The organism is Mycobacterium sp. 3-98 (genome assembly GCF_035918355.1).
Classification (GTDB): Bacteria; Actinomycetota; Actinomycetes; order Mycobacteriales; family Mycobacteriaceae; genus Mycobacterium; species Mycobacterium intracellulare.
Window position 1 is genome coordinate 41,237 of the sequence record NZ_CP142360.1, and the last position, 25,682, is coordinate 66,918.

The following is a 25,682-nucleotide window of genomic DNA, read 5'->3' on the forward strand; positions in this document are numbered from 1 at the left end:
GAGCCAAAATAAAGCCCATTCAGCAAACTTTCCACCCAGGCTGCGAATTATGTTGAGTGTCAACCACTTTCGCAGGAGATTGAGTTATGTCGTCTAAAGGCGTGAAGCTCGCATCAGGCTACATCGAATTAGATATTCAGTACACCGATGCGCTCAAGAAGATAACTCAGGATCTTACCGACCTTGAGAAAAAGTCGAAGGACGCCGGTAAATCCGTTGGCGATATCGGCAAGGGCGCGAAGTCTGTCACTGATGAGCTGGCGAAGACTAAGCGCAGCGCCGATGATGCCACCAAGGCCACTAAGGACTTGGGCAAGTCGCTGGACGATTCCGGAAAAAAGGCCGGCAAGGTTGGTGACGAGCTTGAAAAGGGCGTCACGAGGGGCGCCAAGAGTGCCGGTAAGTCGATTCAGGACGAGATTGTAGACGGCGCAAGGAAATCGGCGAAGGCTGCCGGTGGCGCACTGTCTGACGCCCTCGTTAACGCGGCCGGTGAGGGCGGTAAAGCGCTCGGCAACATGATCGGTGAGAGCCGCGTCGGGCATTGGCTGCAGGACATTCAGGAAAAATCAGAGGGGGTGCTGGACGTCACGCATCGACTGGGTGACGCATTTTTCGCTTTTCGGGATAAAGATGTTGCCGGCGGATTATCCTCTGCCGCTGATGCTTTGACTAAAATGGGGCAGTCGGACGCCGGCAAGGTCTTAGGGGACCTCGCTGAGAAGGCCGCGCCGCTGCAGTCGACGTTCGCCGATCTTAAGGGGCAGATCGACGGGTCGGGCCAGCTCCTGCGTGCGCTGGGCAATGATGCGCCGGGCATTGCGGGCAAGCTTGGTCAGATCGGTGCTGCGGCCTCGGCTATGGCTGGCCCGCTTGCTCTTGCCGCCGAAGCTGCACTGCAGATTGACTCGGCGCTGCATATCGACAGCAACACGTTTGACCCCGGCCAGCACGGATGGGCACACGTGCTGCTCGGAAAGTCGGCTGATTGGCTGGGTCTCGCGGACCCGTCGAATGGCCTCGATAAGCACAATTTGCAGCCCACGTCGCCGAACGTTCCTCTAACACCCCAGGATAAGGCCGGCAGCAGCAGTGTGATCGCTCCCTGGCTACAGGGCGGCGCGAAAGCCGCCCCCAGTGGTAACAGCGGCGGTGGACTGGACGAATGGATTGCTCAGGCACAGGCCATTACTGGCGTGGATGCGTCATGGACTCCCGGGTTGAAAACTCTTATCGGACGCGAGTCGAGTGGTAACCCGTCCGTTATCAATCTGTGGGATTCAAATGCGAAAGCGGGCCACGCGTCACAAGGCTTGATGCAGCTGATACCGGGGAATTTTTCGACGTATCACGTCGCCGGAACGGCCAATGACATCAATGATCCGGTCGCCAACATCGCAGCCGGTATTCGTTACATTCAGGCCACCTATGGTGGTATCTCCGGTGTGCAGCAAGCCAATCCGAACCTGGTGCCGAAGGGCTATGACGACGGTGGGGAACTGCCGCCTGGATTGACGTTGGCGCACAACCAGACCGGCAAGCCTGAATTCGTTTTCACCGAGGACCAGTTGAAGGGCGCCCAGGACGCACCCAAGGGCATCGACATGGGTGCGCTACTCGGCCAGGATCAAGGCAAGCACCCGCTAGAGGGGCTGCTGGGCAAGCCGCCCGCGCCCGGCGGAAAAGACCTCCGCACACAGGGTTACATCCCGGCTGGTGCCGGGGGCAGTGGTACCGCTGGGTCCAGCTTCATTTCCGGTTCGCTGCAGATGGGCGCACAGGCCATCAATGGACTGATCGATCAGGCGGCGTCGGCTGCGTCCACGGCCATCTCGGCTGCGGCCACCGCTGGCTCATTCGGGGCTGGCGGCCAGGCGGCGGGCTCGGCGTCGTCTTTCCTGATCGGTATCGGCACCCAGGCCGCCAAGCGAGGCGTCCAGTACGGCTTCCAGTTGGGCGGCATCGGTGCGGATGCTTTGACGGAAATCCTTATGCCGTTCGGTGTTCCGCGGTTCTTCCAGACTGACCCGTCGCAGTTCGTGCCGCAGCTGCCGGGTAAGGCCGCGGCGGTGACGACGGGTGAGAAGGCGCAGCAGCAGGGTAATGCCGGCCTGCCGTCTGACCCGGGTAATCAGCCGGGCGGTCCGGTGCAGCCCGGGCAACTCCCTGGTGCGCAGGCGGTTGGTGCGCCGGCACCTATTGCGAAGCCGGGCACGGGTGATTTCAAACCAACCCCCATCAAGATCCCTGGGCTGGGTGGGACGCCCGGGCAGGGCGGCCAGGCGCCAGTGTCGAATTTGGATCAGTACAAGGATGCCCTCGCGGCGCCCCCTGCGGAGAACGCGGGACCGATGCCCAAGCAACCAGCGCCGTCCATCGCGGCACCTCCGGCGCCGAAACCCGCTGCCCCGCAGCAGAACCAGAATCCGTTGGACTATTTGGCCAACGCCTACGGAGCGCCCTCCGTGTTTGATGATGGCGGCTGGCTGATGCCCGGCGAGATTGGGATCAACAAATCGAATGCCCCCGAGCCCATGGCGGTATTCACCCCCGAGCAGTGGGGAGCGCTGGGCGCGGTGGCCAAGGGTGCAACCATGAAGCCCGACCCCACGCAGGGCGGCGGTCGGGATTACAGCATCCATTTTCACGACACCATTGTTAAAGATGTGAATGAAATGCTGCGCCAGGGCGAATCGCAACAGAGGTTAGCCATGATGCGCCATGCCGGAAGGCCATGAAAGTTGTATCCGTCACCACGAAAGCCGAAGTAAGCAAAGCTGATCGGGATCGCCTCGTGCTGCGGTTTGGGACGCTGCGCCTGGCGATGAATCGGGATGAGGCTATCCAGTTGGCCACTCAGCTTGCCGACGTCGCTGCCGAGCTGTCCGGGGAGTCGGCCGAGGGCAGGCACTGGCTGCGGTAAGAAGTGAGATGAGTCACCCGCCCGACAGATACGAAATTTCTCGTTTTGTGAAACAACTCTGTGACCTGCGTCGTTTAATCTGCATGGGTGGCATCGGTGCCCAAGCGTCTGCGGGACTATTGGGAGGCGGCCAAGGAGAAGGGGTGGGTGTACGATGAGACCTCAGATGGACACCCACGATTTACGCCTCCACCTGGGACTATGGACCCATACAGGAACCGCCCGGCGGCACCTGTTACCTTCGGTAAAACTCCATCCGATCATCGCGGCGACCGTAATGCGGTCGCCTTGCTGCGCCGACTTGGTGTAGACATACCGCATAAGGGACATACTCCGGGGAAGGAGGGTAAGAAATGACGACGTTCACGATTGAGGCAATCACTAAGCCTGTCCACGACGAGACTGGATGGCTGCCGCTGCGTCGCGTCACCGATCTGGTACCTGGAACCCTTCTGATCGAAGATGCCGACGAGCCGATGCTGATCTTGCCCGTTACTGCATCGTCGCCCGGCCGTGCTGCCCTGTTCGTAGAGGGTGTACTCAAGGTGGTTGGTGTCGAATTTGTTTCGGGGGCAATTCACCATGTGGAAGACGACGAGGGAGCGCCCAACCTCAGCCCTGAAGCCGAGCGCGAGCGCGAGTGGGTGGAAAATATCCCTGCCCACGCATAACGCGCGCAGCTAGACAAGATAGAACGCCCCCACCAACACTGGATGGGGGCGTTCTGCTATTGGCAGGGTGAGTCAGATGACTCAACTTAGTTGATGGCCACAACGAGCGTGATCACTGCCAGTGCGGTGAGCCAAAACAGCGGTCCGTCGCCGAATGCCCAGAGCGCAAGCCCCAGGGCGCCGGCAGCGCCGAGCCAGCGCATCATCGAGTCCCACCCGATGGCGGCGGGCAGAACGCCTTCAAAAACTGTTCGTACATCAACGTGCCCAACGGGTCGCGCACCGACACCCGTGGATCGGCCGGCACCAGCTGATCGCCACATTGGACATAGCCCGGCGGTGTCGGGTCCGCCATTGCCGGCGCCGCGCAAGCCAGCCCCAGTGCCAGCATGACCGTCCCAGCGGCCAGCAGGCGCGTCATCGCGCACCGCCGGCAGTGTGGCGCCGCACGGCTGCGTTAACGGCCTCATCAGGCGCCCCGAGAGCGCGCATGTCCCCCAGGGCGACAGTCCCAAGGCGTTCGGCATGTCGCCGCGCGCCGTCGAGCAGGTCCAGCAGCTCAATCGCCCGCGTACGGCGGGAGTCTTCCAGCAGCGTCGCGGCGCTGTCTGCGCGCGCGATGGCCAGTTCGATGAGCTTGCCGATGTCGGCGAGGTCCCCCAGGGCGGTGCCTAGGTCCTCGCCGCGTTCGGCGATAGTGGGTTGTGCAGCCATTTCCGTGTCTCCATTCCTGGCCGAAGTAGGTAGTTCAGCCAGTAGGTGACATCATCGGCTCAAAACCTTCGGGGGCTGGCGCGACAAACAGTTGGCAGATGGAACCGTGGTCTGGACTTCGCCGACCGGCAACATCTACCGGACCTCGCCGGCAGGTGCGGATCTGTTTCCGGCGGGGCGCGCCCCGGCCTGCGCCGCCCCCGAGCCGAGACGACGCAGCCGATCACGGCAGCGCAGCGCGCGGATCACCCAGGCGCGCACCCACAATCGCGAGCAGCGCCCGATCAACGCGGCCCGCCGCCAGCTCGAACAGGACCGCAAAGACGAGATCGCGGCCCGCAAGTTCCGAAACCACATGCGCGACATGCTGTTCCTGTTCAAGGGAACACCGAGCACCAGCCCCTACTGCACCTGGGTCAACGACCCCCGAGAACCGGAAGAACTGCCCCCGGACTGGGAACCCGACCAACCCACCCTGCAGCCCCTACCCGACGAACCACCCTTCTGACGCGTCACCCACCCGCGGGGGGCTGCGCGATGACCGTGGGCTTGAAACCGTATCGGGGAGTGACGAAGTGGGCCGCGACGCCGCGCCCCGCCCCAGCGGCGGGCACCATCGGCACCCCGCCCACCGCGTTCGTGGCACGTTCGACGGCTCCCGCGGCGGTGGCACCATTGAGCGCCACGGCGATCGGCGGTGCCGGGGCCGCACTCGCCCAGGCGGCGGGCACCGCCAATCCGCCGATCGATGCCGCCTTGCCGACGGCCCCGCCGATCGCGCCGATCGAGCCCAGGCCCGCACCCGAAACGGCGGGAAGGGCCGCTTCCGCGGCCTTGGCGACGCCCTCGGCGGCGGACTTCGCGGCGGGCATGAAGCCCTGCGCGAGACTTTGGATGTCCTTGAACGCCGTGGTGAACAACCGCGTCGGCGAAATCAACCGGATGAAGGCGTCGAAAGGCGTGCTGGCATCGAGGGTTTGCGACCCGGTCAGGCCCTCCAACAGATCCCCCAACGGGCCCCCCACGACAATGCCGTCGCCCTCGGGGTTCATGCCGATCCCGCCGAACGACAGTGTGGGATTGGCCGGCGACGGGGACGTGTTGGTCGGCCCGGCCAGCGCCGACAGGGTCTGGGGCACCGCGTCGAGCCCCTGCGCGCTGTCGCTCCCGCTCGCACCGGCGGCCCGGGCCACCGCGGCGGCCTGACCGGCGACGCCGGCCGGATCCGTGGTGGGCGCCGCCGGTTCGAACGCGGGCAAGGTCGCGGCCGCCGCCGACGCACCGGCATATTCGTACATCGCGGCGCCGTCCTGGGCCCACATCTCGCCGTATTGCGCCTCGGTGGCCGCGATCGCCGGGGTGTTCTGCCCGAGGAAGTTCGTCGCCAGCAACTCCATCAGCAACGCCCGGTTCGCCGCGATCACCGGCGGCGGCACCGTTTCGGCGAATGCCGCCTCGTAGGCACCCGCCGCTGCCACCGCTTGGTTCGCCGCCTGTTCGGCCTGTCCGGCCGTGGCGCTCAGCCACGCCACTTGCGGCACGGCCGCGGTGAGCATGGACGTCGCGGCCGGCCCCTGCCACGGGCCGCCCTCGATGCCCGCGATCACCGACCCGTAGGACGAAGCCGCGGAATGCAGGCCGGCGGCCAGTCCGCCCCACGCCGCCGCGGCGACCAGTAACGGCCCCGAACCCGGCCCCGAATAGATCAGCGCGGAATTGATCTCCGGCGGCAACTGCGCAAAATCCAGCATCGTGTCCTCGCCTAACCGACCGCGGCGGCGTTGGCGAGTTCCGTGGCGGCATACGAACCGGCGCTGATGCCAAGCGTCGTCGCCAACTGCTCGCGAACCGCCGCCGCCTGCGCACTGATCTCCTGGAAGAGCTGTCCGTGTTGGGAGAACCGGGCGGCCGTCAGGATCGACACCGCATCGGCGGCGGCGGGGGCCACCGCCGTCGTCGCCACGGCGAGCGCCGAATTGTTCTCCTGCACTGCGGCATTGATGCCGTGCAGCTCACGCGAAGCCGCATCGAGAATTTCCGGCCGTGCCATCAGAAAAGACATGATGAGTCCTCAAAACCCTTTCAATTAACCAGCTTTCAGCGACGATCACCGGCGCCGAGTCCGACGCTCGTCACGTTAGGCCGGTGACCTCGGGTGATGACAGCCCGCGGCCGGCTATTTCATAACCGGTTGGACAACTATTCATTTAGCTGGACGCGTCCGCTGCGACTCTTTGGATTCGGCATGAATATCGCGGTAATCCAATATGATTGGAGTCATATATGTTCGTATATGAGCGCTCCGCAGCGCCGATTTTGCTTTGCTAGGGGTACCGGTGAGCCCGCGCCGGACGACCCGCCTCCCGACAGAATCCGCCCGCTGGCTATGCTGCCCACGCAGGTATCCGCAGCTTGACGGGACGGAACACCGATGCTGGCGCGCGACGCATTCACCGGCTGACTGCCTTGGCCGCCAATGGTTCCGCTCTGGCGCAGTTCTTGCGCGCGCGCCGCAGCCTGGTCCGGCCCAGCGAGGTCGGCCTGCCTGAGGGCGAACGCCGCAGGGTCGCCGGCCTGCGCCGGGAGGAAGTCGCGGTGCTCGCCGGCATCAGCACCGACTACTACCTCCGCCTCGAGCAGGGCCGCGAAACCAACCCCTCCGATCAGGTGCTCACTTCGATCGCGCGGGCGCTGCGACTGGACGACGACGCCGTGGTGTACATGCGAAACCTCATGCGCCATGGATCGGCCGAGCGCATTGCGCCACTGCAGCAATTGAATCCGGGCCTCCGTGATCTGCTCGACGGTTTTCCACGGGCGGCCGCGATCGTCGTCGACCCCGGCATGACGGTCGTCGTCGCGAACCGGGCGGCGGCGGCGTTGTCACCGCACTTGCGGGTCGGGTCCAACGCCGTGCGGGAACTGTTTCTCGATCCGCGCTCGCCGCAGTTGTACCGCGACTGGAAGTTGCTGACCGCGTGGGCGGTCCGGCTGCTCCGCGCGACGTACGGCCAGCGTCCCGATCCGGCCCTGATCAACCTGGTCGACGAGTTGATCGAGCACAGCCCGCGGTTTCGCCAGCAGTGGGCCCGCCACGATGTCAGGCACGAAGTCGCCGGAGGGTTGGGCATCAACCACCCGGAGGTCGGCGCGCTGCGGCTCAACTACCAGCAGATGGTGCTGCCGGGGACCGGTCACGTGCTGGTGGCTTACTGGGCCGAATCCGGCTCGCCATCGGAGGCCGCCATGCTGCGACTGGGCGCCGGCTGAGCCTGGGTGTCGCACTACCAGGAACAACGCGTCCTGGATGCAAGCGCTCGGCCGCCGCAACATTTGACGCATGAGCCATACTTCCCGTCCGGCTGTCCTGACATGACGCAAGCAACACCCGAAACGCATCCCGGCGCAATGGAACTGGTCGCGGTGCTGGTCGGGTTCATGGCGGGTCCGGTGGCAACACCCGCCCTGATATGGCTCAGCCTGGCCCTGGAGCTGCCCCTGGTGGTGGTCATCGTCCTGCTCGTCGCCATGGTGCTGGTGTCAAACTGGCTCTCGCACATCATTATTCGCATCCACGAGCCGGGCTGAGCCGGGAACCGGGCCACGGCACCGACCACTTGACCGGAAATCCACAACACGGATGGCGGGGCCAGGGGCTAGGGTGCCAGGCATGCCGGTCGCAACCAACGCCTCGAACCTTGTCCGCCGATCGATCGCGGTGGCCGCGGCCGGCCTGACCGTCGCGGCGGCGTCGGCATGCGACGAGCCCAGCCCGTCGCACCCGGGCGCCAACCCGCGCCAGGTAACGGTTTTGGGAACCGGGCAGGTGCAAGGCGTCCCGGACACGCTGACCGCCGACGTCGGTATCGAATTCACCGCCCCCGACGTCACCACTGCGATGAACCAGACCAACGACCGTCAGCAGGCGGTCATCAACGCGCTGCTCGGCGCCGGCGTCGACCACAAGGACATCAGCACCACCGAGGTCACCCTGGCGCCGCAGTACAACAATCCCGGCCCCAGCGGCACGGCCGACATCACCGGATACCGCGCCACCAACGCCGTCGCCGTCAAGATCCACCCACCCGACGCCGCGTCGCGGTTGCTGGCCCTCGTCGTCGGCACGGGCGGCGACGCCACCCGGATCAGGTCGGTCCGCTATTCAATCGCCGACGATTCGCAGCTGGTCAAGGACGCCCGCACGCGGGCGTTCAACGACGCCAAGGGCCGCGCCGAGCAGTACGCCCAGCTGTCCGGGCTCCGGCTGGGCCGGGTGCTGTCCATCTCGGAGGCCACCGGCAACCCCCCGCCGGTCGGGACGCCGACGCCGCGGGCCATGCCGTCGATGGTCCCGCTCGAGCCCGGCCAGCAGACCGTGAACTTCTCGGTCACCGCCGTGTGGGAGCTGGACTGAGCCGGCCGGATGGCGGCGACCCGCCGCGCCCGGCTTCGCCGCGCTTGCGATCGCCGCGAGCTACTGCTGGTAGACCCTGGGGTCCAGGGTGCCGATGTAGGACAAATCGCGATAGCGCTCGTCGTAATCGAGGCCGTAGCCGACGACGAAGTCGTTCGGGATGTCGAAGCCCACGTAGGCGATGTCGACGTGGGCTCCCTTCGCGTCCGGCTTGCGCAGCAGCGTGCACACCTTCAGCGACCGCGGATGCCGCGTTTTGAGGTTGCGCAGCAGCCACGACAGGGTCAGGCCCGAGTCCACGACGTCCTCGACGATCAGGACATCGCGGCCTTGGATGTCGCGGTCCAGGTCCTTGAGGATGCGCACCACACCCGACGAGGACGTCGATGATCCGTACGAGCTGACGGCCATGAATTCGAACTGCGTCGGCACCGGGATCGCGCGGGCCAGGTCGGTGACGAAGATCACGGCGCCCTTGAGCACGGTGATCAACAGCAGGTCCTGGCCGGTCTCGCTCGCGGCGTCGCGGTAGTGCTCCCCGATTTCGCGGCCGAGTTCGGCGATTCGCGCCTGAATCTGCTCCGCCGTCAGCAGGACAGACTTGATATCCCCGGGGTAGAGCTCCGCGGGCTGGGCGGGGGTGATCGCCGAGGAGATCTGGGCCACGCCCACAGAGTGCCACGCCGGCGGGCGGATAACCAACGGCGGCCCCGATATTGCGGTCAGCCGACCGGTTCGCGCCACAGCGTCAAAACGCCGTCGCGGCGGCCCGCGAACAACCGCTCGTCGGGCACGGACGACCCCACCGCCACGCCGCCCTGGCCGCGCCACGCGGTGATCAGGGTGTCGACCCCCCGAATCTGCTTGTCGGTCAGCCCCGTTGCGCCGCCCGCCAGCAGCCAGGCCCGGATCACGCGCCGCCGCACGGGCGCGTCCAGCGTCGCCAGCGCCGAGACCCGTAGCCCATCGCCCGCCTTGGCGCCGGGCAGCGCCCGGGCGGCGAGCGTGTCGATCAACTCGCCGTCCTCCCGCAGCGCGGTCGCGGTGCGGGCCAGCGCCTCGGCGACGCCCCCGCCGAGCACGTCTTCGAGCAGCGGCAACACCTCGGCACGCAACCGGGTCCGGGTGAAGCGGGGGTCGCTGTTGTGCGGATCGCGCCATGCGGTCAGGCCCAGCTCCCGGCACGCTTCGTGCGTCACCGCACGCCGGACCCCCAACAACGGCCGGCACCACGGCGGATCGTAGGGGCGCATCCCGGCGATCGAGCGCACGCCGGACCCCCGGCCCAGCCCGAGCAGCACCGTCTCGGCCTGGTCGTCGAGCGTGTGGCCGAGCAGCACCGGGCCGTCGTGGTAGGCGGCCAGCGCGGCGTAGCGGGCCGCGCGGGCCGCGGCTTCGGGACCACCCTCCGTGCCGACGTGCACCCGAATCACTTGCGCCGCAACACATCCCAGTGCGACGGCCTGCGCCCGGGCGGTTTCGGCGACGTCGGCCGAGCCGGGTTGCAGGCCGTGGTCCACCACCACCGCGGTGGTGGGCCGCAGCTGGGCCGCCACCGCGGTCAGCGCCAACGAATCCGGGCCACCGGACAGGGCCACGCACCATTGGTCGACGGCGGCGAGGTGCGTCTTGACGAACGCCTCGACCGCCGCGCGCAGCCGGCCTACAGCACCCTGTCGATCCATCGCTGGGGCTCTTCGATCTCGATGGGCAGCGGCAGCGTTTCGGGCCCCGCCCAGATGGCGTTGAATCGCGCCATGCCCACCTGGCCCACGACGTGGTCGACGAACGCCTTGCCGCGCGTGTATTGGCTGAGCTTGGCGTCGAGTCCCAGCAGTGCGCGCAGCAAGCGCTGCAGGGGCGGTTGCTTGCGATGGCGGCGCTCGTCGAAGCGGCGGCGGATGGTGGCCACCGACGGCACGGCGATCGGCCCGACGGCATCCATGACGTGGTCGGCGTGGCCCTCCAGCAGCGTGCCCAGCACGAGCAGCTGGTCCAGGGCGTGGCGCTGGGGTTCGGACTGCACCGCCCGCACCAGACCGAGGATGCCCGCCGAGTTGGCGTCGGAGTTCTGATTGCCGCGATTGCGGGCGTAGTCGGCGAGCCGGCTCACCACCTCCCCGAGGTCGTCACCGGCGTCGCGGGTCAGCAGGCCCAGCGCCTGCGACATGTAGTCGGGCAGCCACGGGTTGGCGGTGAACTGCACGCGATGGGTGACCTCGTGCAGGCACACCCACAGCCGGAAATCGGACGGCTCGATCCGAAGCTGCCGCTCGACGGCGATGACGTTCGGGTACACCAGCAGCAGGCAGCCGGCCCTGGCCCCGTTATCGGTGGCGAAGGGGTCGTATTGGCCGAGGATCCCCGACGAGACGTAGGCCAGGACGGCGCCGGTCTGCGCGCCGGTGACCCGGCCCGTGAGAAACCCGCGCGGCTTCTCGGCGCCGTTCATCATCACCCGCATCGACTCGGCCGCGGCGGCGACCCATTCCGGGCGGTCGACGATGCGCGCGGCGGGCACGGCACCACCCGCGACCAGGCCGGTGACGTCACGGACCAGGGGTTCGGCCTTGGCGGCCGCGCCCACCAGTTCGTCGATCACCTGGCGCCGGGTGTAGTCGCTGGACGGTGGCCCGGGCCGGGCCAGCCGCCGGCCGACCGTGGCCGCGAACTGCCAGTCGACGGCGGTGCCCAGCGTCAGTTCCGACGCCGGCGTCATGAGCACCCGCAGAACCAGAGCCGGGTCGCCAGCGCGTCCATCACGTTGCGGCCGTTGGGGCCCGCGTCGTTGGAGATGAACGCGAAGGTGAGCACCCGGCCGCTGCGGTCGGTGAGCACCCCGGCCAGCGCGTTGATGTTGGTCAGCGAGCCGGTCTTGGCCCGCAGCCAGCCGGCGGGGCCCTGGCTGGTCGAGGCGTCGAGGAACCGGTCGCCCAGCGTCCCGCTGCCGGCGGCGATCGGAAGCAGGTCCAGCAGCGCCCGCAGCGACGGCTGGTCGGGCCCGGCGGCGGCCTGCAGCACCCCGTCGAGCGTCTTGGCCGTGAGCCGGTCGTCGACCGAAAGCCCGCTGGAGTCCAGCAGCGCCGCGCCCGCGGTGTCGACGTGGGCGGTGCTCAACCGGTTGGTCACCGCGTCGGCCGCGCCGGCGAAGCTGCGCGGCCGGTTGATCGCGGCCGCCACCTCACGGGCGATGCATTCGGCCAGCACGTTGTCGGAGTGGTCCATCATCTCGGAGAGCCGCTGGACCAACGGCGCCGACTGCACGACGGCCAGCTGCCGCGCCCCGGACGGCGCCGTCGCGATCGTCACCGCGGCGGGATCGAGGTTCAGCGCCTTGGCCAGCTCGCGGCCGGCGTCCAGCGCCGGTGTCCGGGACCGCCGGGAGTTGACGGTGGTCGGCTGGATGCGCCCGGCGTCGATCATCACCGACTCGATCGGCGCGATGTCGCCGTTGTCGACGTCGGCGGGATCCCAGCCCTGCGCCATCGTCGGGCCGCTGAACGCCGAGGTGTCCACCTGCACCGCGGTCGGGGTCACCCCGCTGCGCCGGATCTGTTCGACGAGGTCGCTGATGCGGGCCGCGCCGCGGTACCAGGTGTCCTGCCCGGGCGGCGCCGCCGAGAGCACCGGATCGCCGGCGCCCACCAGCACGACGGGGCCCTGGGCGTTCTGGCTGCCCGCGACCACCCGGGTGCTGATCCGGGCCTGGCGGTCCAACGTCAGCAGGGCGGCGGCGGCCGTCAGCACCTTGTTGGTCGACGCCGGCACCAGCGGCACGTCGTCGGCCACCTGCCACAGCTCTGTTCCGGTGAGGGCGTCGGTGATCCGGCCGCCGAGCCTGCCCAGGTTGGGATCGCCCGCCACCGGTGCCAGCGCGGCGCCCACGCCGGGCCCGCTGGGTAACTCGGCGGTGTCGCTCACCGGGACCATGCCGGGCTTGACCGTGGGCGCGTGCGGAGGCGGGATCGGGGCGCGCGCGCTGCCCGCGCCGTGCCCGGTCGTGGTGAAAAACGTCGCCGCCACCACCACGGCAGCGACGAACGCCAGCACGCCCAACCCGATCAACACTGGGGTGGATTTTTGCCAGCGAGTACGGGCCATCACTCTCCTGACTGTCTGAACCCATTCTGCCGAATCGGCGCCGATGGGCTCGACTAGGGTGTAGCAGAGCAAAATTGGCCTGCCCATGCAGACACCCAGACAAGGAGCCGACGCGGTGGAATTCGACGTGACCATCGAGATCCTCAAGGGCCAGCGGAACAAATACGAAATCGACCACGAGACCGGACGGGTGCGTCTGGACCGCTACCTGTACACCGCGATGGGCTACCCGACCGACTACGGCTACATCGAGGACACCCTCGGCGAGGACGGCGACCCGCTGGACGCCATGGTGCTGTTGCCGCAGTCGGTGTTTCCCGGGGTGATCGTGGAGGCCCGCCCGGTGGGCATGTTCCGGATGACCGACGAAAAGGGCGGCGACGACAAGGTTTTGTGTGTGCCGGCCGGCGACCACCGCTGGGACCACATCCAGGACATCGGCGACGTGCCCGAGTTCGAGCTGGACGTGATCAAGCACTTCTTCGTGCACTACAAGGACCTGGAGCCGGGCAAGTTCGTCAAGGCGGCGGACTGGGTCGGCCGCGCGGAGGCCGAGGCCGAGATTCAGCGCTCGGTGGACCGGTTCAAGGCCGAGGGGCACTAGCTCGATGGTGGCGACCCGCCGCGCCCGGCTTCGCCGCGCTTGCGATCGCCACTAGCTCGCCCGCGCCCTGCGCCGGTTGCGCAGCAGGCTCCAACCCAGCGCCGCCCCGATGAAGACCACACCCACCGAGGCGGTGACCGCCTCGGGCACCTGCAAACCCGGATCGATGGATCCCAGCATGATCACGGCCAGCGCGCCGATCGCCCAGTGCGCGCCGTGTTCCAGGTAGACGTACCGGTCCAGGGTTTCCTGCTTGACCAGGTAGATGGTGATGGACCGCACGAACATCGAGCCGATCAAGCCGAGCCCGAGCGCGATGACGATCGGGTCCGAGGTGATCGCGAAGGCGCCGGTGACCCCGTCGAACGAGAACGCGGCGTCGAGCACCTCCAGATAGAGGAACAGGGTGAAACCCGCCCTGCCGACCGCCTCGCCGACCGTCATGCCCTCGACGTTGGCCGGCCGGAACGCGCGGCTCAACCCGTTGACCACCAGGTAGGTCACCAGGCCCAGCACCCCGGCGGTCAACACCGTGGCACGCTCGTCGGCCGAATGCGTCAACCGCGAGCCGACCAGCACCAGCGTGGCGCCGGCCACCACCACCGACACCTGGCCGAGTCGCCCGATGCGGGCGAAGGGGACCTCAATCCACTTGAGCCACTTGATATCTCGGTCGTGGAAGACGAAATCCAGGAACAGCATCAACAGGAACATCCCACCGAAGGCCGCGATCTGCGGATGGGCGGACAGGATCATCTTCTCGTAGCTCGGCGAGCCGTCCGCGAACTCCAGCGCGCCGTTCGGCGGCGGATGCAGCGCCAGTTCCATCGCCCGCACGGGGCCGATCCCCGCGGTCGCCCACACGATGACCAACGGGAACAACAAACGCATCCCGAACACGGCGATGACGATCCCGACGGTCAAGAACATCTGCCGCCAAAACGGGCTCATCCGCTTCAGGATCGCGGCGTTGATGATGGCGTTGTCGAACGATAGCGACACCTCGAGGACGGCCAACACCAGCAGCAGGAAGAGATCTTCGAGGCCACCGTGGGCGTACCCCAGCACGAGGGCCACCACGGTGAGCAACAGCGAAACACCGAAGACGCGGTAGGCGGCCATGGGTCCTTTCCGACAGCGGCTCACATTAGCGAACCCGAGCGCCGCGCCGGGCGAGCGGTGCGGACACTTACTATTTTCAAATTGTGGCGATACATCGGTGCGGTCCGCTGAAAGCGCTGCCCCGATGACCGAAATCAGCGCCTCGCAGGGGCCGGTGGCGCGCGGCAGCATGGCTCGCGTCGGCACCGCCACCGCCGTGACCGCCCTGTGCGGCTACGGCGTGATCTACCTGGCGGCCCGCGACCTCGCTCCCAGCGGCTTCTCGGTGTTCGGGGTCTTCTGGGGGGCCTTCGGGTTGGTCAGCGGCGCCGCCTTCGGGCTGCTCCAAGAGACCACCCGCGAGGTCCGCGCGTGCGCCTACCTCGACGTCGCGCCGACCAAGCGCACCCACCCGCTGCGGGTCGGCGCGCTGCTCGGGGTCGCCGCGGCCGTCGTGATCGCGGGGACCGCGCCGCTGTGGAGCGGTCGGGTTTTCGTCGAGGAGCGCTGGTTGTCGGTGGCGCTGCTGTGCGCGGGGCTGGCAGGCTTCTGCGTGCACACCACGCTGCTGGGCATGTTGGCCGGCATCAACCAGTGGACCCAGTACGGGGCGCTGATGGTGACCGACGCGGTCATCCGCGTCGCGATCGCGGCGGCCACCGTGGTGCTGGGCTGGCATCTGACCGGCTTCCTGTGGGCGACGGTCGGCGGCGCGATCGCCTGGCTGATCCTGCTGGTGGCCTCGCCGGCCACCCGCGCGGCCGCGCGGCTGCTCACCCCGGGCGGCACCGCGACCTTCCTGCGGGGCGCCGCGCATTCGATCACCGCGGCCGGCGCCAGCGCCATCCTGGTGATGGGTTTTCCCGTGCTGCTGAAGCTCACCAGCGCCGAGTTGGGCGCCGAGGGCGGGGTGATCATCCTGGCCGTCACGTTGACCCGTGCGCCGCTGCTGGTGCCGCTGACGGCCATGCAGGGCAACCTGATTGCGCATTTCGTCGACGAGCGCAGCGACCGGGTGCGCGCGCTGATCGCCCCGGCCGGCATCGTCGCGGGCATCGGCGCGGTCGGGGTGCTGGCCGCGGGCGCCGTGGGCCCCTGGCTGTTGCGATTCGCCTTCGGGCCGCAGTACCACGCCAGCAGCGCCCTGCTGGCGTGGCTGACCGCGGCCGCGGTGGCGATCGCCATGCTGACGCTGACCGGCGCCGCCGCGGTGGCCGCCGCGCTGCACCGCGCCTACTCGCTGGGCTGGGTCGGCGCCACGGTCGCGTCGGGTTTGCTGCTGTTGCTGCCGCTGTCCCTGCAGACCCGCACCGTGGTCGGATTGCTGTGCGGGCCGCCGGTGGGCATCGGTGTCCATCTGGTGGCGCTGTCGCGCGCCGGACGCGCAACGGGCTGATCTGGCCTGCACCAGCGTGTACCTTGTGGGCTTAGATGGGTACGGAAACGCAATATTCGGTCGTCTGGGTCGTCATTCCCGCCTTCAACGAAGCAGCTGTCATCGCCGAGGTGATAGCCGACGTGCGCTCGGTATTCGACCACGTCGTCTGCGTGGACGACGGCAGCGCCGACGGCACCGGTGAGATCGCCCGGCGCGCGGGCGCTCACCTGGTTCGCCATCCCATCAACCTCGGGCAGGGGGCGGCCATCCAGACCGGCGTCGAGTACGCCCGCAAGCAGCCCGGGGCCGAGGTTTTCGCCACGTTCGACGCCGACGGCCAGCATCGCGTCAAGGATCTCGCCGCCATGGTCGACCGGCTGCGCGGCGGGGACGTCGACGTGGTCATCGGGACCCGGTTCGGCACCCAGCAGGTCGCGCGGCCGCCGCTGCTGAAACGGATCGTGCTGCAGACCGCCGCGCGGTTGAGCCGGCGCGGTCGCCGGCTCGGGCTGACCGACACCAACAACGGCCTGCGGGTGTTCAACAAGAAGGTGGCCGACGGGCTGGACATCACGATGAGCGGCATGAGCCACGCCAACGAGTTCATCATGCTGATCGACGAAAACCATTGGCGCGTCGCCGAAGAACCGGTCGAGGTGCTCTACACCGAATACTCGAAGTCGAAGGGGCAGCCGCTGCTCAACGGCGTCAACATCATCTTCGACGGGTTCCTGCGAGGGAGGACACCATGAACTGGATCCAGGTGCTGCTGATCGGATCGATCGTCGCGCTGCTGGTCTATCTGCTGCGGTCGCGCCGCAACGCGCGGTCCCGGGCCTGGGTCAAGGTCGGCTATGTGGTGTTCGTTCTGGCCGGCATCTACGCCGTGCTGCGGCCCGACGACACCACCGTCGTGGCGCAGTGGTTCGGGGTGCGCCGCGGCACCGACCTGATGCTCTACGCGCTGGTCATGGCCTTCTGTTTCACCACGCTCAGCACCTACATGCGGTTCAAGGACTTGGAGTTGCGCTACGCGCGGCTGGCCCGGGCGATCGCGTTGGATTCCGCACAGGCGCCCGAGGCCGGTTAGCCGGCGTGCGTCCGCCGGAAGTAATCCACCGTGCGGCGCACACCCTCGGTCAGCTCGACCTTCGGTCGCCAACCCAAAACCTCTGCGGCCGAACCGATGTCGAGGCAGGATCGCTTGAGGTCACCGAGCCTGGGCGGCGCGAACTCCGGGTCGTCGGGCCCCCCGACGGCCGCGGCCACCGCCGTATGCAGTTGCCGGTCCGAGGTTTCGACGCCGGTGCCGATGTTGAAACGCTGCCCGCCGCCGGCGTCCCCGGACGCCTTGACGAACGCGTCCACCACGTCGTCGACGAAAACGTAGTCGCGGGTGTTGCCGCCGTCACCGAAAACCTTGGTGGGCTTACCCGATAGCAGCGCCTGGGCGAAGATCGCCACCACGCCGGCCTCCCCGTGCGGGTCCTGGCGGGGGCCGTAGACGTTGGCCGGCGCGATGTGTGAGCAGTCCAGGCCGTAGAGGTGGCGGAAGGTGTTCAGGTAGATCTCGCCGGCCACCTTCCCGGCGGCATACGGCGAAGCGGGATCGGTCGGCACGGTCTCGGGCGTCGGGTACCGCGGCGGGACGCCGTAGATCGAGCCGCCCGAGGAGGTGTGCACGACCTTGCGCACCCCCGCCCGGCGCGCGGCCTCGGCCAGGCGCACCGTGCCGATCACGTTGACCGAGGCGTCGAACTGCGGGTCGGCCACCGAGTGCCGCACGTCGATCTGGGCGGCGAGGTGAAACACCACCTCCGGGCGGTGCTCGTCGAGGATGGCCTCCAGATCCGCGGTCACGATGTCGGCCTCGACGAAGACGTGTGCCGGGTTGTCGGCCAGGTGCTCGAGGTTGCTCGCGCGGCCGGACGCGAAGTTGTCCAGCCCCACGACCGTGTGGCCGTCGCCCAACAGGCGGTCGACTAGCGTCGAGCCGATGAATCCGGCTGCCCCGGTAACCAGTGCACGCACCGGCCCACCATACATAGCGGCGGCGGCCGCGGCGCTCATCGCGGTGCAGCTGGCGGTCCGCGCGGCGCTGGCGTTCGGGGGCTATTTCTATTGGGACGACCTGATTCTGATCGGCAAGGCCGGCACGCATAACCTGCTCGCGCCGTCGTACCTGTTCCACGATCACGACGGCCACGTCATGCCGGCGGCATTCCTGCTCGCGGGCACCATCATCCGGCTGGCGCCGCTGGACTGGACCTGGCCGGCGGTCAGCCTGGTGGCGCTGCAGCTGCTGGCGTCGCTGGCGTTGTTGCGCGCGCTGCACGCCATCTTGGGCTGGCGGCCGGTGTTGCTGATCCCGTTGACGTTCGCGTTGTTCACCCCGCTCGGCGTGCCCGGGTTCGCCTGGTGGGCGGCGGCGCTGAACTCGCTGCCGATGCTGGCGGCGCTGGCCTGGGTGTGCGCCGACGCCGTCCTGCTGGTGCGCACCGGCAACCGGCGCTACGCGGTGACCGGGGTGCTGGTCTACTTCGGCGGGCTGCTGTTCTTCGAGAAGGCCGCGGTGATCCCGTTCGTCGCGTTCGCGGTCGCCGCGCTGCTGCGCCACGTGACCGGTGACGGGGGGCTGGGATCGGCGCTGGCGGCGGTGTGGCGGGCAGGCGCGCGGTTGTGGGTCGCGGCGCTGGCGCTCACCGCCGCCTGGGTGGCGCTCTATCTGGGGGTGGTCAACCAGCAGCGGTGGAGTTCCGACCTGTCGATGACGGGGCGGTTGCTGGCGCGATCGATCACGCACGGCATCGTGCCGGGGCTGGCCGGTGGCCCCTGGCACTGGGACCGGTGGGCGCCGGCCTCGCCGTGGGCCACGCCCCCGCCGTCGGTGATGGCGCTCGGCTGGCTGGCGCTGGGCGGCGCGCTGGCGGTGTCGCTGGCGCGCAAGCGGCGCATCGGGCCGGTGTGGGCGACCGCCGCCGGCTACGCCGTGGCCTGCCAGGTGCCCATCTATCTGATGCGCTCGTCGAAGCAGACCGCGCTGGAACTCGCTCAGACGCTGCGGTATTTCCCGGATCTCGTCGTCGTGCTGGCGCTGCTGGCCGCCGTCGCGCTGTGCGCCCCGAACCGCCCGGCGGGGCGGGGCTGGCTCGACGCGTCGCCGAAACGCGCCGCGGTGACCGCGGGTTTGGCGGTGTTGTTCGTCGCCAGCAGCCTGCACTCGACGGCCACGTTCTTGACCAGCTGGCGGGACAACCCGGCCCAGCCCTATCTGCAGAATGCCCAGGCGTCGCTGGCCGCGGTCCATGCCGCCTCCGACGCGCCGCTGCTGGACCAGGAGGTCGATCCGCTGGTGCTGCAACGGGTGGCCGCACCGGAGAATCTGGCCAGCCACATGTTCGCCCTGCTGCGCGACAGGCCCGAATTTGCGCCCGCCACAACGCAATTGCGCATGCTGGACAGCTCCGGCCACCTGATCAAGGCGCGGGTGACCTGGGTTCGCACCATCGCGCCGGGGCCGATGCCGCGATGCGGCTATTTCGCGCAGCCGGACAAACCCGCGCGCCTGGCCCTCGACGGGCCGCTGTTGCCCGCCGACTGGACCGTCGAGCTGAACTACCTGGCCAACAGCGACGGGTCGATGACGCTGTCGATGACGCAGGGGCCCGAGGTCAAAGTGCCGGTGCATCCCGGGCTCAACCGGGTCTTCGCGCGCCTGCCGGGCGCCGGGGACGCGATCACCGTGCGGGCCAACACCGCCGCGCTGGCGTTGTGCATCGCGTCGGGTCCGGTGGGTTTTCTGGCCCCGGCCTGACCCGGGAAGAAATGGAGCCGCCTAGGAGAATCGAACTCCTGACCTATTCATTACGAGTGAATCGCTCTACCGACTGAGCTAAGGCGGCTGGTGCCCACACGCCGGGCGGCACGAGTCTACGGCAGGCGGGCGGGCACCACGAAATCAGTCGCGCGGTTCCTGGGCGCGCAGTTGCTGGCCGATCGTGGCGACCATGGCGTCGACGGCGAACTTCGGCTTGACGTTGATCGCCAGCGCCTCGCGGCACTCGAGAACCGCCTCGATGCAGCGCAGCAGCCGGTCGGGCGGGGCATGCGCGGCCAGCGCCGCGACCTTCTCGGCCATGTCCGGATGGTTGGCCCGCACCGCCCCGCCGTTCGCGGCGGCCAGGAGCGCATCCCGGAAATAGGTCGCCAGGTCGATCAGCGCCCGGTCCAGCGCGTCGCGCGAGGCCCGCGTCTGGCGCGACTTCTGCCGCCGCTCAAGGTCTTTGATCGCCCCGGCCGCGCCGCGCATCGCGCCCGCGGTGCCCTTGCCGGTGCCGCCGGCGCCGAGGGCCGTGCGCAGCTCCTCGGTCTCGGCCTCGGCGCGGTCCGCGGTCAGCACCACCGCCTCGGCCTCGGCCGCGGCCACCAACTCCTCGGCGGCGGCGTAGGCCCGCGACGGGGTCGCGGCGTCGCGCACCAGTCCCAGCGCCCGCTCCCGGCGCGCGCGGGCCTCCGGGTCGGTGGCCAGCCGGCGCGCCCGGCCCACGTGGCCGCCGCTGACCGACGCCGCCCAGTCCGCGGTTTCGGGACTCAGGCCGTCGCTGTCCACCAGCACCCGGGCGATCGCCTCGGTCGACGGCGTCACCAGCGCCACGTGCCGGCACCGCGACCGCAGCGTGATGGCGATGTCCTCGGGATCCACCGACGGCGCGCACAGCAGGAACACCGTCGACGGCGGCGGCTCCTCGACGACCTTCAGCAGCGCGTTGGCGGCGCCCTCGGTCAACCGGTCGGCGTCTTCGATCACCACGATCTGGCGATGCCCGGTGGCCGGGCGCCGCGACGCGATCTGCACGATCGCGCGCATCTCGTCGACGCCGATGGACAGGCCCTCGGGGATCACCCGGCGCACGTCGGCGTGCGTGCCGGCCATGGTCGTCGTGCACGCGTGGCAGCGCCCGCAGCCCGGGCCCCCGTCTTCGACGGTGGAGGTGCACTGCAGCGCGGCCGCGAAGCACAGCGCGGCCACCGAGCGCCCCGAGCCGGGCGGACCTGTGATCAGCCAGGCATGTGTCATAGTCCCGGCGCCCGCCTCGCTGTGGGCTGGGTCACCGCGGGAGGCTCTGGCGGCGGCGAGCAGCTCGGCCGTCACCGCGTCTTGGCCTACCAGCCGCGCAAACACCCCGGACATCATCGGTAACAGTAGACAGCCAGGCCGACAGATACCGATCGGCTACCGTACCGCGACCATTCCGTGATCTTTGCGGTCGTCGGGGCCCCCCGCGCGACCTGCCGAGATCGTTATTAAGTTTCCGGGACGTCGCCGCCGCCCGATACGGTGGGTTGGTGACTACGGCGGCGGCACTACCGGGGCGGATCAGCGCATTCGTCCGGTGGGTGGTGCGCACCCCGTGGCCGCTGTTCGCGCTGAGCATGTTGCAGGCCGACATCATCGGCGCGCTGTTCGTGCTCGGCTTCCTGCGCTACGGGTTGCCGCCGCAGGATCGCATCGAATTGCAGGACCTGCCGACGCTCAACCTGGCGATCTTCTCGAGCTCGTTGGTCGTCCTGTTCCTCGTCGGCGTGGTGGTCAACCTCAAGCTGCTGATGCCGGTCTTCCGCTGGCAGCGCCGCGACAACATGCTCGCCGAGACCGATCCGGTCGCCACCGAACTCGCCCGCAGCCGCGCGCTGCGGATGCCGTACTACCGCACCCTGAGCACGGTCGCATACTGGTGCATCGGCGGCGTGGTGTTCATCGTGGCCAGCTGGTCGGTGGCCAAGTTCGCGGCGCCCGTCGTCTCGGTCGCCACCGCGCTGGGCGCCGCGGCCACCGCGATCATCGGCTACCTGCAATCCGAACGGGTGTTGCGGCCGGTGGCGGTCGCCGCCCTGCGCAGCGGGGTCCCGGAGAACGTCAAGGCGCCCGGCGTCATCCTGCGCCAGATCCTGACCTGGATGCTGTCCACGGCGGTGCCGCTGATGGCGATCGTGCTGGCCGTGGTGGCGGACAAGGCCTCGCTGCTGCACGCCGCACCGGAGAGCCTGTTCAACCCCATCCTGTTGCTGGCGCTGACCGCGCTGGGCGTCGGGCTGATCAGCACCCTGCTGGTGGCCATGTCGATCGCCGACCCGCTGCGCCAGCTGCGCTGGGCTTTGAGCGAGGTGCAGCGCGGAAACTACAACGCGCACATGCAGATCTACGACGCCAGCGAGCTGGGCCTGCTGCAGGCGGGCTTCAACGACATGGTGCGCGACCTGTCCGAGCGGCAGCGGCTGCGCGACCTGTTCGGCCGCTACGTCGGGGAGGACGTCGCCCGCCGGGCGCTGGAGCGCGGCACCGAGCTGGGTGGGCAGGAGCGCGACGTCGCGGTGCTGTTCGTGGACCTGGTCGGCTCCACCCAGCTGGCCTCGACCCGCCCGCCCGCCGAGGTGGTCCACCTGCTCAACGAGTTCTTCCGGGTGGTCGTGGACACCGTTGGCCGCCACGGCGGTTTCGTCAACAAATTCCAGGGTGACGCCGCGCTGGCCATCTTCGGCGCGCCGATCGAGCACCCCGACTCACCCGGCGGGGCGCTGGCCGCCGCGCGGGAATTGCACGACGAGTTGCTCCCGGTGATCGGTTCGGCGGAGTTCGGTATCGGGGTGTCATCCGGGCGGGCCATCGCCGGCCACATCGGCGCGCAGGCCCGCTTCGAGTACACCGTGATCGGCGACCCGGTCAACGAGGCCGCCCGGCTGACCGAGCTGGCCAAGCTCGAGCCCGGCCACGTGCTCGCGTCGGCGATCGCCGTCAGCGGCGCGCTGGATGCCGAGGCCCTGTGCTGGGATGTCGGCGAGGTGGTCGAGCTGCGCGGCCGCAGGGCGCCCACCCAGCTGGCCCGGCCGGTGAAGCTGGCCGCCCCGGAAGAGGTTGCGCCGCAAGAGGTTTCCAGCGACGCGCGCGGCTAGCTGCGCTTGGCGGTCTTCTTGGCGGCCGACTTCTTGGCCGGGGACTTGCGGGCGGCCTTCTTGGCGGGACGCTTCGCCGGGCCGCGGGCCCGGCGGTCGGCCAGCAGTTCGGCGGCCCGCGCGTCGGTGATCGACAGCACGTCGTCGCCCTTGCGCAGGCTCGCGTTGGTCTCGCCGTCGGTGACGTACGGCCCGAACCGGCCGTCCTTGATCACCATCGGCTTGCCGGTCGCGGGGTCGGCGCCCAGCTCACGCAGCGGCGGCGCGGCGGCGCCCTGGCGGCCGCGGCGTTTGGGCTCGGCGTAGATCTTCAACGCTTCCTCGAGGGTGATGTCGAACATCTGCTCCTCGGTGGCCAGCGAGCGAGAATCGGTGCCGCGCTTCAGGTATGGGCCGTAGCGGCCGTTCTGCGCGGTGATCTCCTCGCCGGATTCGGGGTCGACACCGACCACCCGGGGCAGCGAGAGCAGCCGCAGCGCGTCCTCGAGCGTGACCGTCTGCAAATCCATGGTGCGCAGCAGCGACCCGGTGCGGGGTTTGGGACCGGTGGGCTTCTTTCCCTTCTTCGCGGGTGCGGCGCCGCCCTCGTCGTCGCCAGGTGGCGGCTCCGGCAGGACCTCGGCCACGTACGGGCCGTATCTGCCGTCCTTGGCGACGATTTCGTGGCCCGTCGCCGGGTCCACGCCCAGCACCCGTCCCTCCTGTGGCGTGGCGAACAGCTGCTCGGCCAGCTCGAGGGTCAATTCGTCGGGGGTCAGCGAGTCGTTGAGGTTGGCCCGCTGCGGCGTGCGCTCGCCGTCGTCGCCGGTCACCATGCGCTCCAGGTACGGCCCGTTCTTGCCCACCCGGACGTAGACGGGACGGCCCTGCTCGTCGTCAAAGAGCTTGATGGAGTTGACTTCTCGGGCGTCGATGCCTTCCAGGTTGACGCCGACGAGCTTCTTCAGGCCGCCGGACCGGGCCACCGAATCGGCCACCCCGTGCTCGCCGCCGAAGTAGAAGTTGTTGAGCCAGTCGGTGCGCCGCTCCTGGCCCGAGGCGATCGCGTCGAGCTCGTCCTCCATCGCGGCGGTGAAGTCGTAGTCGACCAGCCGGCCGAAATGCTGCTCCAGCAAACCGGTTACGGCGAACGCGACCCAGGAGGGCACCAGGGCGCTGCCCTTCTTGTGCACGTAGCCACGGTCCTGGATGGTCTTGATGATGGACGAATACGTCGACGGGCGGCCGATGCCCAGTTCCTCGAGCGCCTTGACCAACGACGCCTCGGTATAGCGGGCCGGCGGGTTGGTGGCGTGGCCGTCGGGCGTGAGTTCGATGGCGTCCAGCCGCTGGCCCTGGGTGAGCTGCGGCAGCCGGCTCTCGGCGTCGTCGGCCTCGCCGCCGGCCAACTCGTCCACCGTCTCCACGTAGGCCTTCAGGAAGCCGGGGAACGTGATGGTGCGACCGCTGGCGGAGAACACCACTTGACGCTCGCCGGAGCGGCCCCCGATACGCAGGCTCAGCGTGGTGCCGCGCGCGTCGGCCATCTGCGAGGCCACCGTGCGTTGCCAGATCAGCTCGTAGAGCCGGAATTCGTCGCCGTCGAGTTCGCGTCGCACCGCGTCCGGGGTGGCGAACGTCTCGCCGGCGGGCCGGATCGCCTCGTGCGCCTCCTGGGCGTTCTTCACCTTGCGGGTGTACTGGCGTGGGGACGGCGAGACGTACTCCTCGCCGTAGAGCTGACGCGCCTGGTTGCGGGCGGCGTTGATCGCCGACTGCGACAACGTGGTCGAGTCGGTACGCATATAGGTGATGTAGCCGTTTTCGTAGAGCCGCTGGGCGATGCTCATGGTGCGCTCGGAGGAGAACCGCAGCTTGCGGCCGGCCTCCTGCTGCAGCGTCGACGTCATGAACGGCGCGTACGGCCGGCGCGTGTAGGGCTTCTCCTCGACCGAGGCGACGGACAGCTGGGCGCCGCGCAGCCCGGCGGCCAACTCGGTCGCGCTTGGTTCGTCGAGGATGGTGACCTCGTCGGCCTTGCGCAGCTGTCCCAGCGAGTCGAAGTCGCGTCCGGTGGCGACGCGCAGGCCGTCGACGTTGGTCAGCCGGGCGGAGAAGGTGGGCGGCGACGCCTGCGGGTCGGACACGCTGGCGTCGAGCTGGGCCACGATGTCCCAGTAGGACGCGCTGCGAAACGCCATGCGGTCGCGCTCGCGCTGCACGATGATCCGGGTCGCCACCGACTGGACCCGGCCCGCCGACAGCTTGGGCGCGACCTTCTTCCACAGCACCGGGCTGACCTCGTAGCCGTACAGGCGGTCCAGGATGCGGCGGGTCTCCTGCGCGTCGACGAGATCGATGTCGAGGTCGCGGGGATTTTCGGCGGCCTCCAGGATCGCCGGCTCGGTGATCTCGTGGAACACCATCCGCTTGACCGGGATGTTGGGCTTGAGGGTCTCCAGCAGGTGCCAGGCAATGGCTTCGCCCTCGCGGTCGCCATCCGTGGCGAGATAGAGCTCGTCGACGTCCTTGAGCAGGCCCTTGAGCTCGGTGACGGTGCTCTTCTTCTCCGGGCTGATGATGTAGAGCGGTTCGAAGTCGTGGTCGACGTTCACGCCCAGCCTGGCCCACGGCTCCGACTTGTACTTGGCGGGCACGTCGGCGGCGGCCCGGGGCAGGTCGCGGATGTGGCCGCGCGACGACTCGACGATGTAGCTGGAGCCCAGGTACCCGGCCAGTTTGCGCGCCTTGGTGGGCGACTCGACAATCACGAGTCGCCGGCGGCTTCCGTTGCCGCCGCCGGCGCTGTCCTTCAGTTTCGGGTCAGCCAACTGCCCTTACGCTCC

24 protein-coding genes, 1 tRNA gene and 1 pseudogene are annotated in these 25,682 nt (G+C 68.8%); 13 read left to right on the forward strand and 13 right to left on the reverse strand.

The features are described 5' to 3' along the window. Positions 1-101 precede the first annotated feature (101 nt). The 3 genes from QGN30_RS00220 (at position 102) to QGN30_RS00230 (ending at position 3,594) form a co-directional block, all read left to right on the forward strand. A complete protein-coding gene (locus QGN30_RS00220) occupies positions 102-2,738 on the forward strand; it encodes a transglycosylase SLT domain-containing protein (RefSeq protein ID WP_326566052.1) in 2,637 nt (878 codons plus the stop codon). Between the two features lie 56 nt (positions 2,739-2,794). After that, positions 2,795-2,923, forward strand: coding sequence for a hypothetical protein (locus tag QGN30_RS00225; RefSeq protein ID WP_326566054.1), 129 nt, complete (start codon positions 2,795-2,797; stop codon positions 2,921-2,923). A gap of 353 nt (positions 2,924-3,276) precedes the next feature. Next, positions 3,277-3,594, forward strand: coding sequence for a hypothetical protein (locus QGN30_RS00230; RefSeq protein ID WP_326566056.1), 318 nt, complete (start codon positions 3,277-3,279; stop codon positions 3,592-3,594). Positions 3,595-3,796: 202 nt separating this feature from the next. Here the strand turns inward: QGN30_RS00230 and QGN30_RS00235 are convergent, their stop codons facing one another. Continuing rightward, the gene (locus QGN30_RS00235) at positions 3,797-4,015 is read right to left on the reverse strand and encodes a hypothetical protein (RefSeq protein ID WP_326566058.1); all 219 of its coding nucleotides are present in this window, start codon (positions 4,013-4,015) and stop codon (positions 3,797-3,799) included. Continuing rightward, positions 4,012-4,308 (reverse strand): hypothetical protein, encoded by a 297-nt coding sequence (locus QGN30_RS00240; protein WP_326566060.1) that lies wholly within the window; start codon positions 4,306-4,308, stop codon positions 4,012-4,014. The genes QGN30_RS00235 and QGN30_RS00240 overlap by 4 nt, the downstream gene beginning before the upstream one ends. A 49-nt stretch (positions 4,309-4,357) precedes the next feature. Here QGN30_RS00240 and QGN30_RS00245 point away from each other — a divergent pair. Beyond that, a pseudogene (locus QGN30_RS00245) lies at positions 4,358-4,816 on the forward strand (HNH endonuclease signature motif containing protein); the annotation flags it as partial. A gap of 4 nt (positions 4,817-4,820) precedes the next feature. Here the strand turns inward: QGN30_RS00245 and QGN30_RS00250 are convergent. Together QGN30_RS00250 and QGN30_RS00255 are read right to left on the reverse strand one after the other, a co-directional pair. After that, a complete protein-coding gene (locus QGN30_RS00250; RefSeq protein WP_201368338.1) occupies positions 4,821-6,059 on the reverse strand; it encodes a PPE family protein in 1,239 nt (412 codons plus the stop codon). Between the two features lie 11 nt (positions 6,060-6,070). Further along, a complete protein-coding gene (locus tag QGN30_RS00255) occupies positions 6,071-6,370 on the reverse strand; it encodes a PE family protein (RefSeq protein WP_014381719.1) in 300 nt (99 codons plus the stop codon). Positions 6,371-6,774: 404 nt separating this feature from the next. Between QGN30_RS00255 and QGN30_RS00260 the strand changes: the two genes are divergently transcribed. From QGN30_RS00260 to QGN30_RS00270, 3 genes are all read left to right on the forward strand, one after another. Continuing rightward, positions 6,775-7,578 carry a helix-turn-helix domain-containing protein gene (locus QGN30_RS00260; protein ID WP_043954353.1) on the forward strand — a complete coding sequence of 268 codons (804 nt, stop codon included), beginning with the start codon at positions 6,775-6,777 and terminating at the stop codon, positions 7,576-7,578. A gap of 102 nt (positions 7,579-7,680) precedes the next feature. Then, positions 7,681-7,896: a hypothetical protein gene (locus QGN30_RS00265; RefSeq protein ID WP_014378970.1), complete on the forward strand. Its 216-nt coding sequence runs from the start codon at positions 7,681-7,683 to the stop codon at positions 7,894-7,896. An 82-nt stretch (positions 7,897-7,978) separates the two neighbouring features. Further along, the gene (locus QGN30_RS00270; protein ID WP_009954304.1) at positions 7,979-8,722 is read left to right on the forward strand and encodes an SIMPL domain-containing protein; all 744 of its coding nucleotides are present in this window, start codon (positions 7,979-7,981) and stop codon (positions 8,720-8,722) included. Between the two features lie 60 nt (positions 8,723-8,782). Here QGN30_RS00270 and hpt read toward each other — a convergent pair whose 3' ends face one another. The 4 genes from hpt to dacB are packed head-to-tail and all read right to left on the reverse strand — an operon-like array spanning position 8,783 to position 12,823. Beyond that, complete coding sequence (gene hpt / locus QGN30_RS00275; RefSeq protein WP_008263453.1) at positions 8,783-9,394, reverse strand: hypoxanthine phosphoribosyltransferase; 612 nt, start codon at positions 9,392-9,394, stop codon at positions 8,783-8,785. A 50-nt stretch (positions 9,395-9,444) separates the two neighbouring features. Then, positions 9,445-10,407 carry a tRNA lysidine(34) synthetase TilS gene (tilS, locus tag QGN30_RS00280; protein ID WP_014381718.1) on the reverse strand — a complete coding sequence of 321 codons (963 nt, stop codon included), beginning with the start codon at positions 10,405-10,407 and terminating at the stop codon, positions 9,445-9,447. Continuing rightward, positions 10,386-11,441 (reverse strand): zinc-dependent metalloprotease, encoded by a 1,056-nt coding sequence (locus QGN30_RS00285; RefSeq protein ID WP_202349670.1) that lies wholly within the window; start codon positions 11,439-11,441, stop codon positions 10,386-10,388. The genes tilS and QGN30_RS00285 overlap by 22 nt, the downstream gene beginning before the upstream one ends. Further along, on the reverse strand, positions 11,438-12,823 hold the full coding sequence (gene dacB / locus QGN30_RS00290; protein WP_225331462.1) for a D-alanyl-D-alanine carboxypeptidase/D-alanyl-D-alanine endopeptidase: 1,386 nt from the start codon (positions 12,821-12,823) through the stop codon (positions 11,438-11,440). Before dacB ends, QGN30_RS00285 begins: the two co-directional genes overlap by 4 nt. A 115-nt stretch (positions 12,824-12,938) precedes the next feature. Here dacB and QGN30_RS00295 point away from each other — a divergent pair, with 115 nt between their 5' ends. Continuing rightward, positions 12,939-13,427, forward strand: coding sequence for an inorganic diphosphatase (locus QGN30_RS00295; RefSeq protein WP_008263447.1), 489 nt, complete (start codon positions 12,939-12,941; stop codon positions 13,425-13,427). Between the two features lie 51 nt (positions 13,428-13,478). On the opposite strand, the gene QGN30_RS00300 is transcribed toward QGN30_RS00295, so the two are convergent. Beyond that, positions 13,479-14,549: a DUF475 domain-containing protein gene (locus QGN30_RS00300; RefSeq protein WP_009953618.1), complete on the reverse strand. Its 1,071-nt coding sequence runs from the start codon at positions 14,547-14,549 to the stop codon at positions 13,479-13,481. A gap of 124 nt (positions 14,550-14,673) precedes the next feature. Between QGN30_RS00300 and QGN30_RS00305 the strand changes: the two genes are divergently transcribed. Genes QGN30_RS00305 through QGN30_RS00315 form a run of 3 tightly spaced genes read left to right on the forward strand, consistent with a single transcriptional unit; the run spans position 14,674 to position 16,996 of the window. Further along, the gene (locus tag QGN30_RS00305) at positions 14,674-15,924 is read left to right on the forward strand and encodes a hypothetical protein (protein WP_095562421.1); all 1,251 of its coding nucleotides are present in this window, start codon (positions 14,674-14,676) and stop codon (positions 15,922-15,924) included. A gap of 35 nt (positions 15,925-15,959) precedes the next feature. Next, a complete protein-coding gene (locus QGN30_RS00310) occupies positions 15,960-16,658 on the forward strand; it encodes a glycosyltransferase family 2 protein (RefSeq protein WP_014378965.1) in 699 nt (232 codons plus the stop codon). Continuing rightward, entirely contained in the window at positions 16,655-16,996 is a 342-nt protein-coding gene (locus tag QGN30_RS00315) for a DUF2304 domain-containing protein (protein WP_008263443.1), read from the forward strand. Before QGN30_RS00310 ends, QGN30_RS00315 begins: the two co-directional genes overlap by 4 nt. Here the strand turns inward: QGN30_RS00315 and QGN30_RS00320 are convergent. After that, the gene (locus tag QGN30_RS00320; RefSeq protein WP_026071045.1) at positions 16,993-17,937 is read right to left on the reverse strand and encodes an NAD-dependent epimerase/dehydratase family protein; all 945 of its coding nucleotides are present in this window, start codon (positions 17,935-17,937) and stop codon (positions 16,993-16,995) included. The two genes, QGN30_RS00315 and QGN30_RS00320, sit on opposite strands and share 4 nt — an antisense overlap. Between QGN30_RS00320 and QGN30_RS00325 the strand changes: the two genes are divergently transcribed. Continuing rightward, a complete protein-coding gene (locus tag QGN30_RS00325) occupies positions 17,903-19,720 on the forward strand; it encodes a hypothetical protein (RefSeq protein WP_232517771.1) in 1,818 nt (605 codons plus the stop codon). The two genes, QGN30_RS00320 and QGN30_RS00325, sit on opposite strands and share 35 nt — an antisense overlap. Before the next feature lie 12 nt (positions 19,721-19,732). Here the strand turns inward: QGN30_RS00325 and QGN30_RS00330 are convergent. Both QGN30_RS00330 and QGN30_RS00335 read right to left on the reverse strand, forming a co-directional pair. Further along, a tRNA-Thr gene (locus tag QGN30_RS00330) sits at positions 19,733-19,808 on the reverse strand. 56 nt (positions 19,809-19,864) lie between these two features. Beyond that, entirely contained in the window at positions 19,865-21,097 is a 1,233-nt protein-coding gene (locus QGN30_RS00335; protein WP_085977582.1) for a DNA polymerase III subunit delta', read from the reverse strand. Positions 21,098-21,195: 98 nt separating this feature from the next. On the opposite strand from QGN30_RS00335, the gene QGN30_RS00340 reads away from it, so the two are divergent. Continuing rightward, positions 21,196-22,857 (forward strand): adenylate/guanylate cyclase domain-containing protein, encoded by a 1,662-nt coding sequence (locus QGN30_RS00340; protein WP_026071046.1) that lies wholly within the window; start codon positions 21,196-21,198, stop codon positions 22,855-22,857. Here the strand turns inward: QGN30_RS00340 and topA are convergent. Further along, positions 22,854-25,667, reverse strand: a complete 2,814-nt coding sequence (gene topA / locus QGN30_RS00345) for a type I DNA topoisomerase (RefSeq protein ID WP_248923354.1) — start codon at positions 25,665-25,667, stop codon at positions 22,854-22,856. The two genes, QGN30_RS00340 and topA, sit on opposite strands and share 4 nt — an antisense overlap. Positions 25,668-25,682: the final 15 nt, after the last annotated feature.

What these genes read in the sequence shown, in the direction of transcription:
- QGN30_RS00230 (WP_326566056.1), top strand. Translation starts at nt 3,277, where the DNA reads ATGACGACGTTCACGATTGAGGCAATCACTAAGCCTGTCCACGACGAG.
- QGN30_RS00235 (WP_326566058.1), bottom strand. Translation starts at nt 4,015, where the DNA reads ATGACGCGCCTGCTGGCCGCTGGGACGGTCATGCTGGCACTGGGGCTG.
- QGN30_RS00240 (WP_326566060.1), bottom strand. Translation starts at nt 4,308, where the DNA reads ATGGCTGCACAACCCACTATCGCCGAACGCGGCGAGGACCTAGGCACC.
- QGN30_RS00250 (WP_201368338.1), bottom strand. Translation starts at nt 6,059, where the DNA reads ATGCTGGATTTTGCGCAGTTGCCGCCGGAGATCAATTCCGCGCTGATC.
- QGN30_RS00255 (WP_014381719.1), bottom strand. Translation starts at nt 6,370, where the DNA reads ATGTCTTTTCTGATGGCACGGCCGGAAATTCTCGATGCGGCTTCGCGT.
- QGN30_RS00265 (WP_014378970.1), top strand. Translation starts at nt 7,681, where the DNA reads ATGACGCAAGCAACACCCGAAACGCATCCCGGCGCAATGGAACTGGTC.
- QGN30_RS00270 (WP_009954304.1), top strand. Translation starts at nt 7,979, where the DNA reads ATGCCGGTCGCAACCAACGCCTCGAACCTTGTCCGCCGATCGATCGCG.
- tilS (WP_014381718.1), bottom strand. Translation starts at nt 10,407, where the DNA reads ATGGATCGACAGGGTGCTGTAGGCCGGCTGCGCGCGGCGGTCGAGGCG.
- QGN30_RS00285 (WP_202349670.1), bottom strand. Translation starts at nt 11,441, where the DNA reads ATGACGCCGGCGTCGGAACTGACGCTGGGCACCGCCGTCGACTGGCAG.
- dacB (WP_225331462.1), bottom strand. Translation starts at nt 12,823, where the DNA reads ATGGCCCGTACTCGCTGGCAAAAATCCACCCCAGTGTTGATCGGGTTG.
- QGN30_RS00300 (WP_009953618.1), bottom strand. Translation starts at nt 14,549, where the DNA reads ATGGCCGCCTACCGCGTCTTCGGTGTTTCGCTGTTGCTCACCGTGGTG.
- QGN30_RS00305 (WP_095562421.1), top strand. Translation starts at nt 14,674, where the DNA reads ATGACCGAAATCAGCGCCTCGCAGGGGCCGGTGGCGCGCGGCAGCATG.
- QGN30_RS00310 (WP_014378965.1), top strand. Translation starts at nt 15,960, where the DNA reads ATGGGTACGGAAACGCAATATTCGGTCGTCTGGGTCGTCATTCCCGCC.
- QGN30_RS00315 (WP_008263443.1), top strand. Translation starts at nt 16,655, where the DNA reads ATGAACTGGATCCAGGTGCTGCTGATCGGATCGATCGTCGCGCTGCTG.
- QGN30_RS00325 (WP_232517771.1), top strand. Translation starts at nt 17,903, where the DNA reads ATGAATCCGGCTGCCCCGGTAACCAGTGCACGCACCGGCCCACCATAC.
- QGN30_RS00335 (WP_085977582.1), bottom strand. Translation starts at nt 21,097, where the DNA reads ATGTCCGGGGTGTTTGCGCGGCTGGTAGGCCAAGACGCGGTGACGGCC.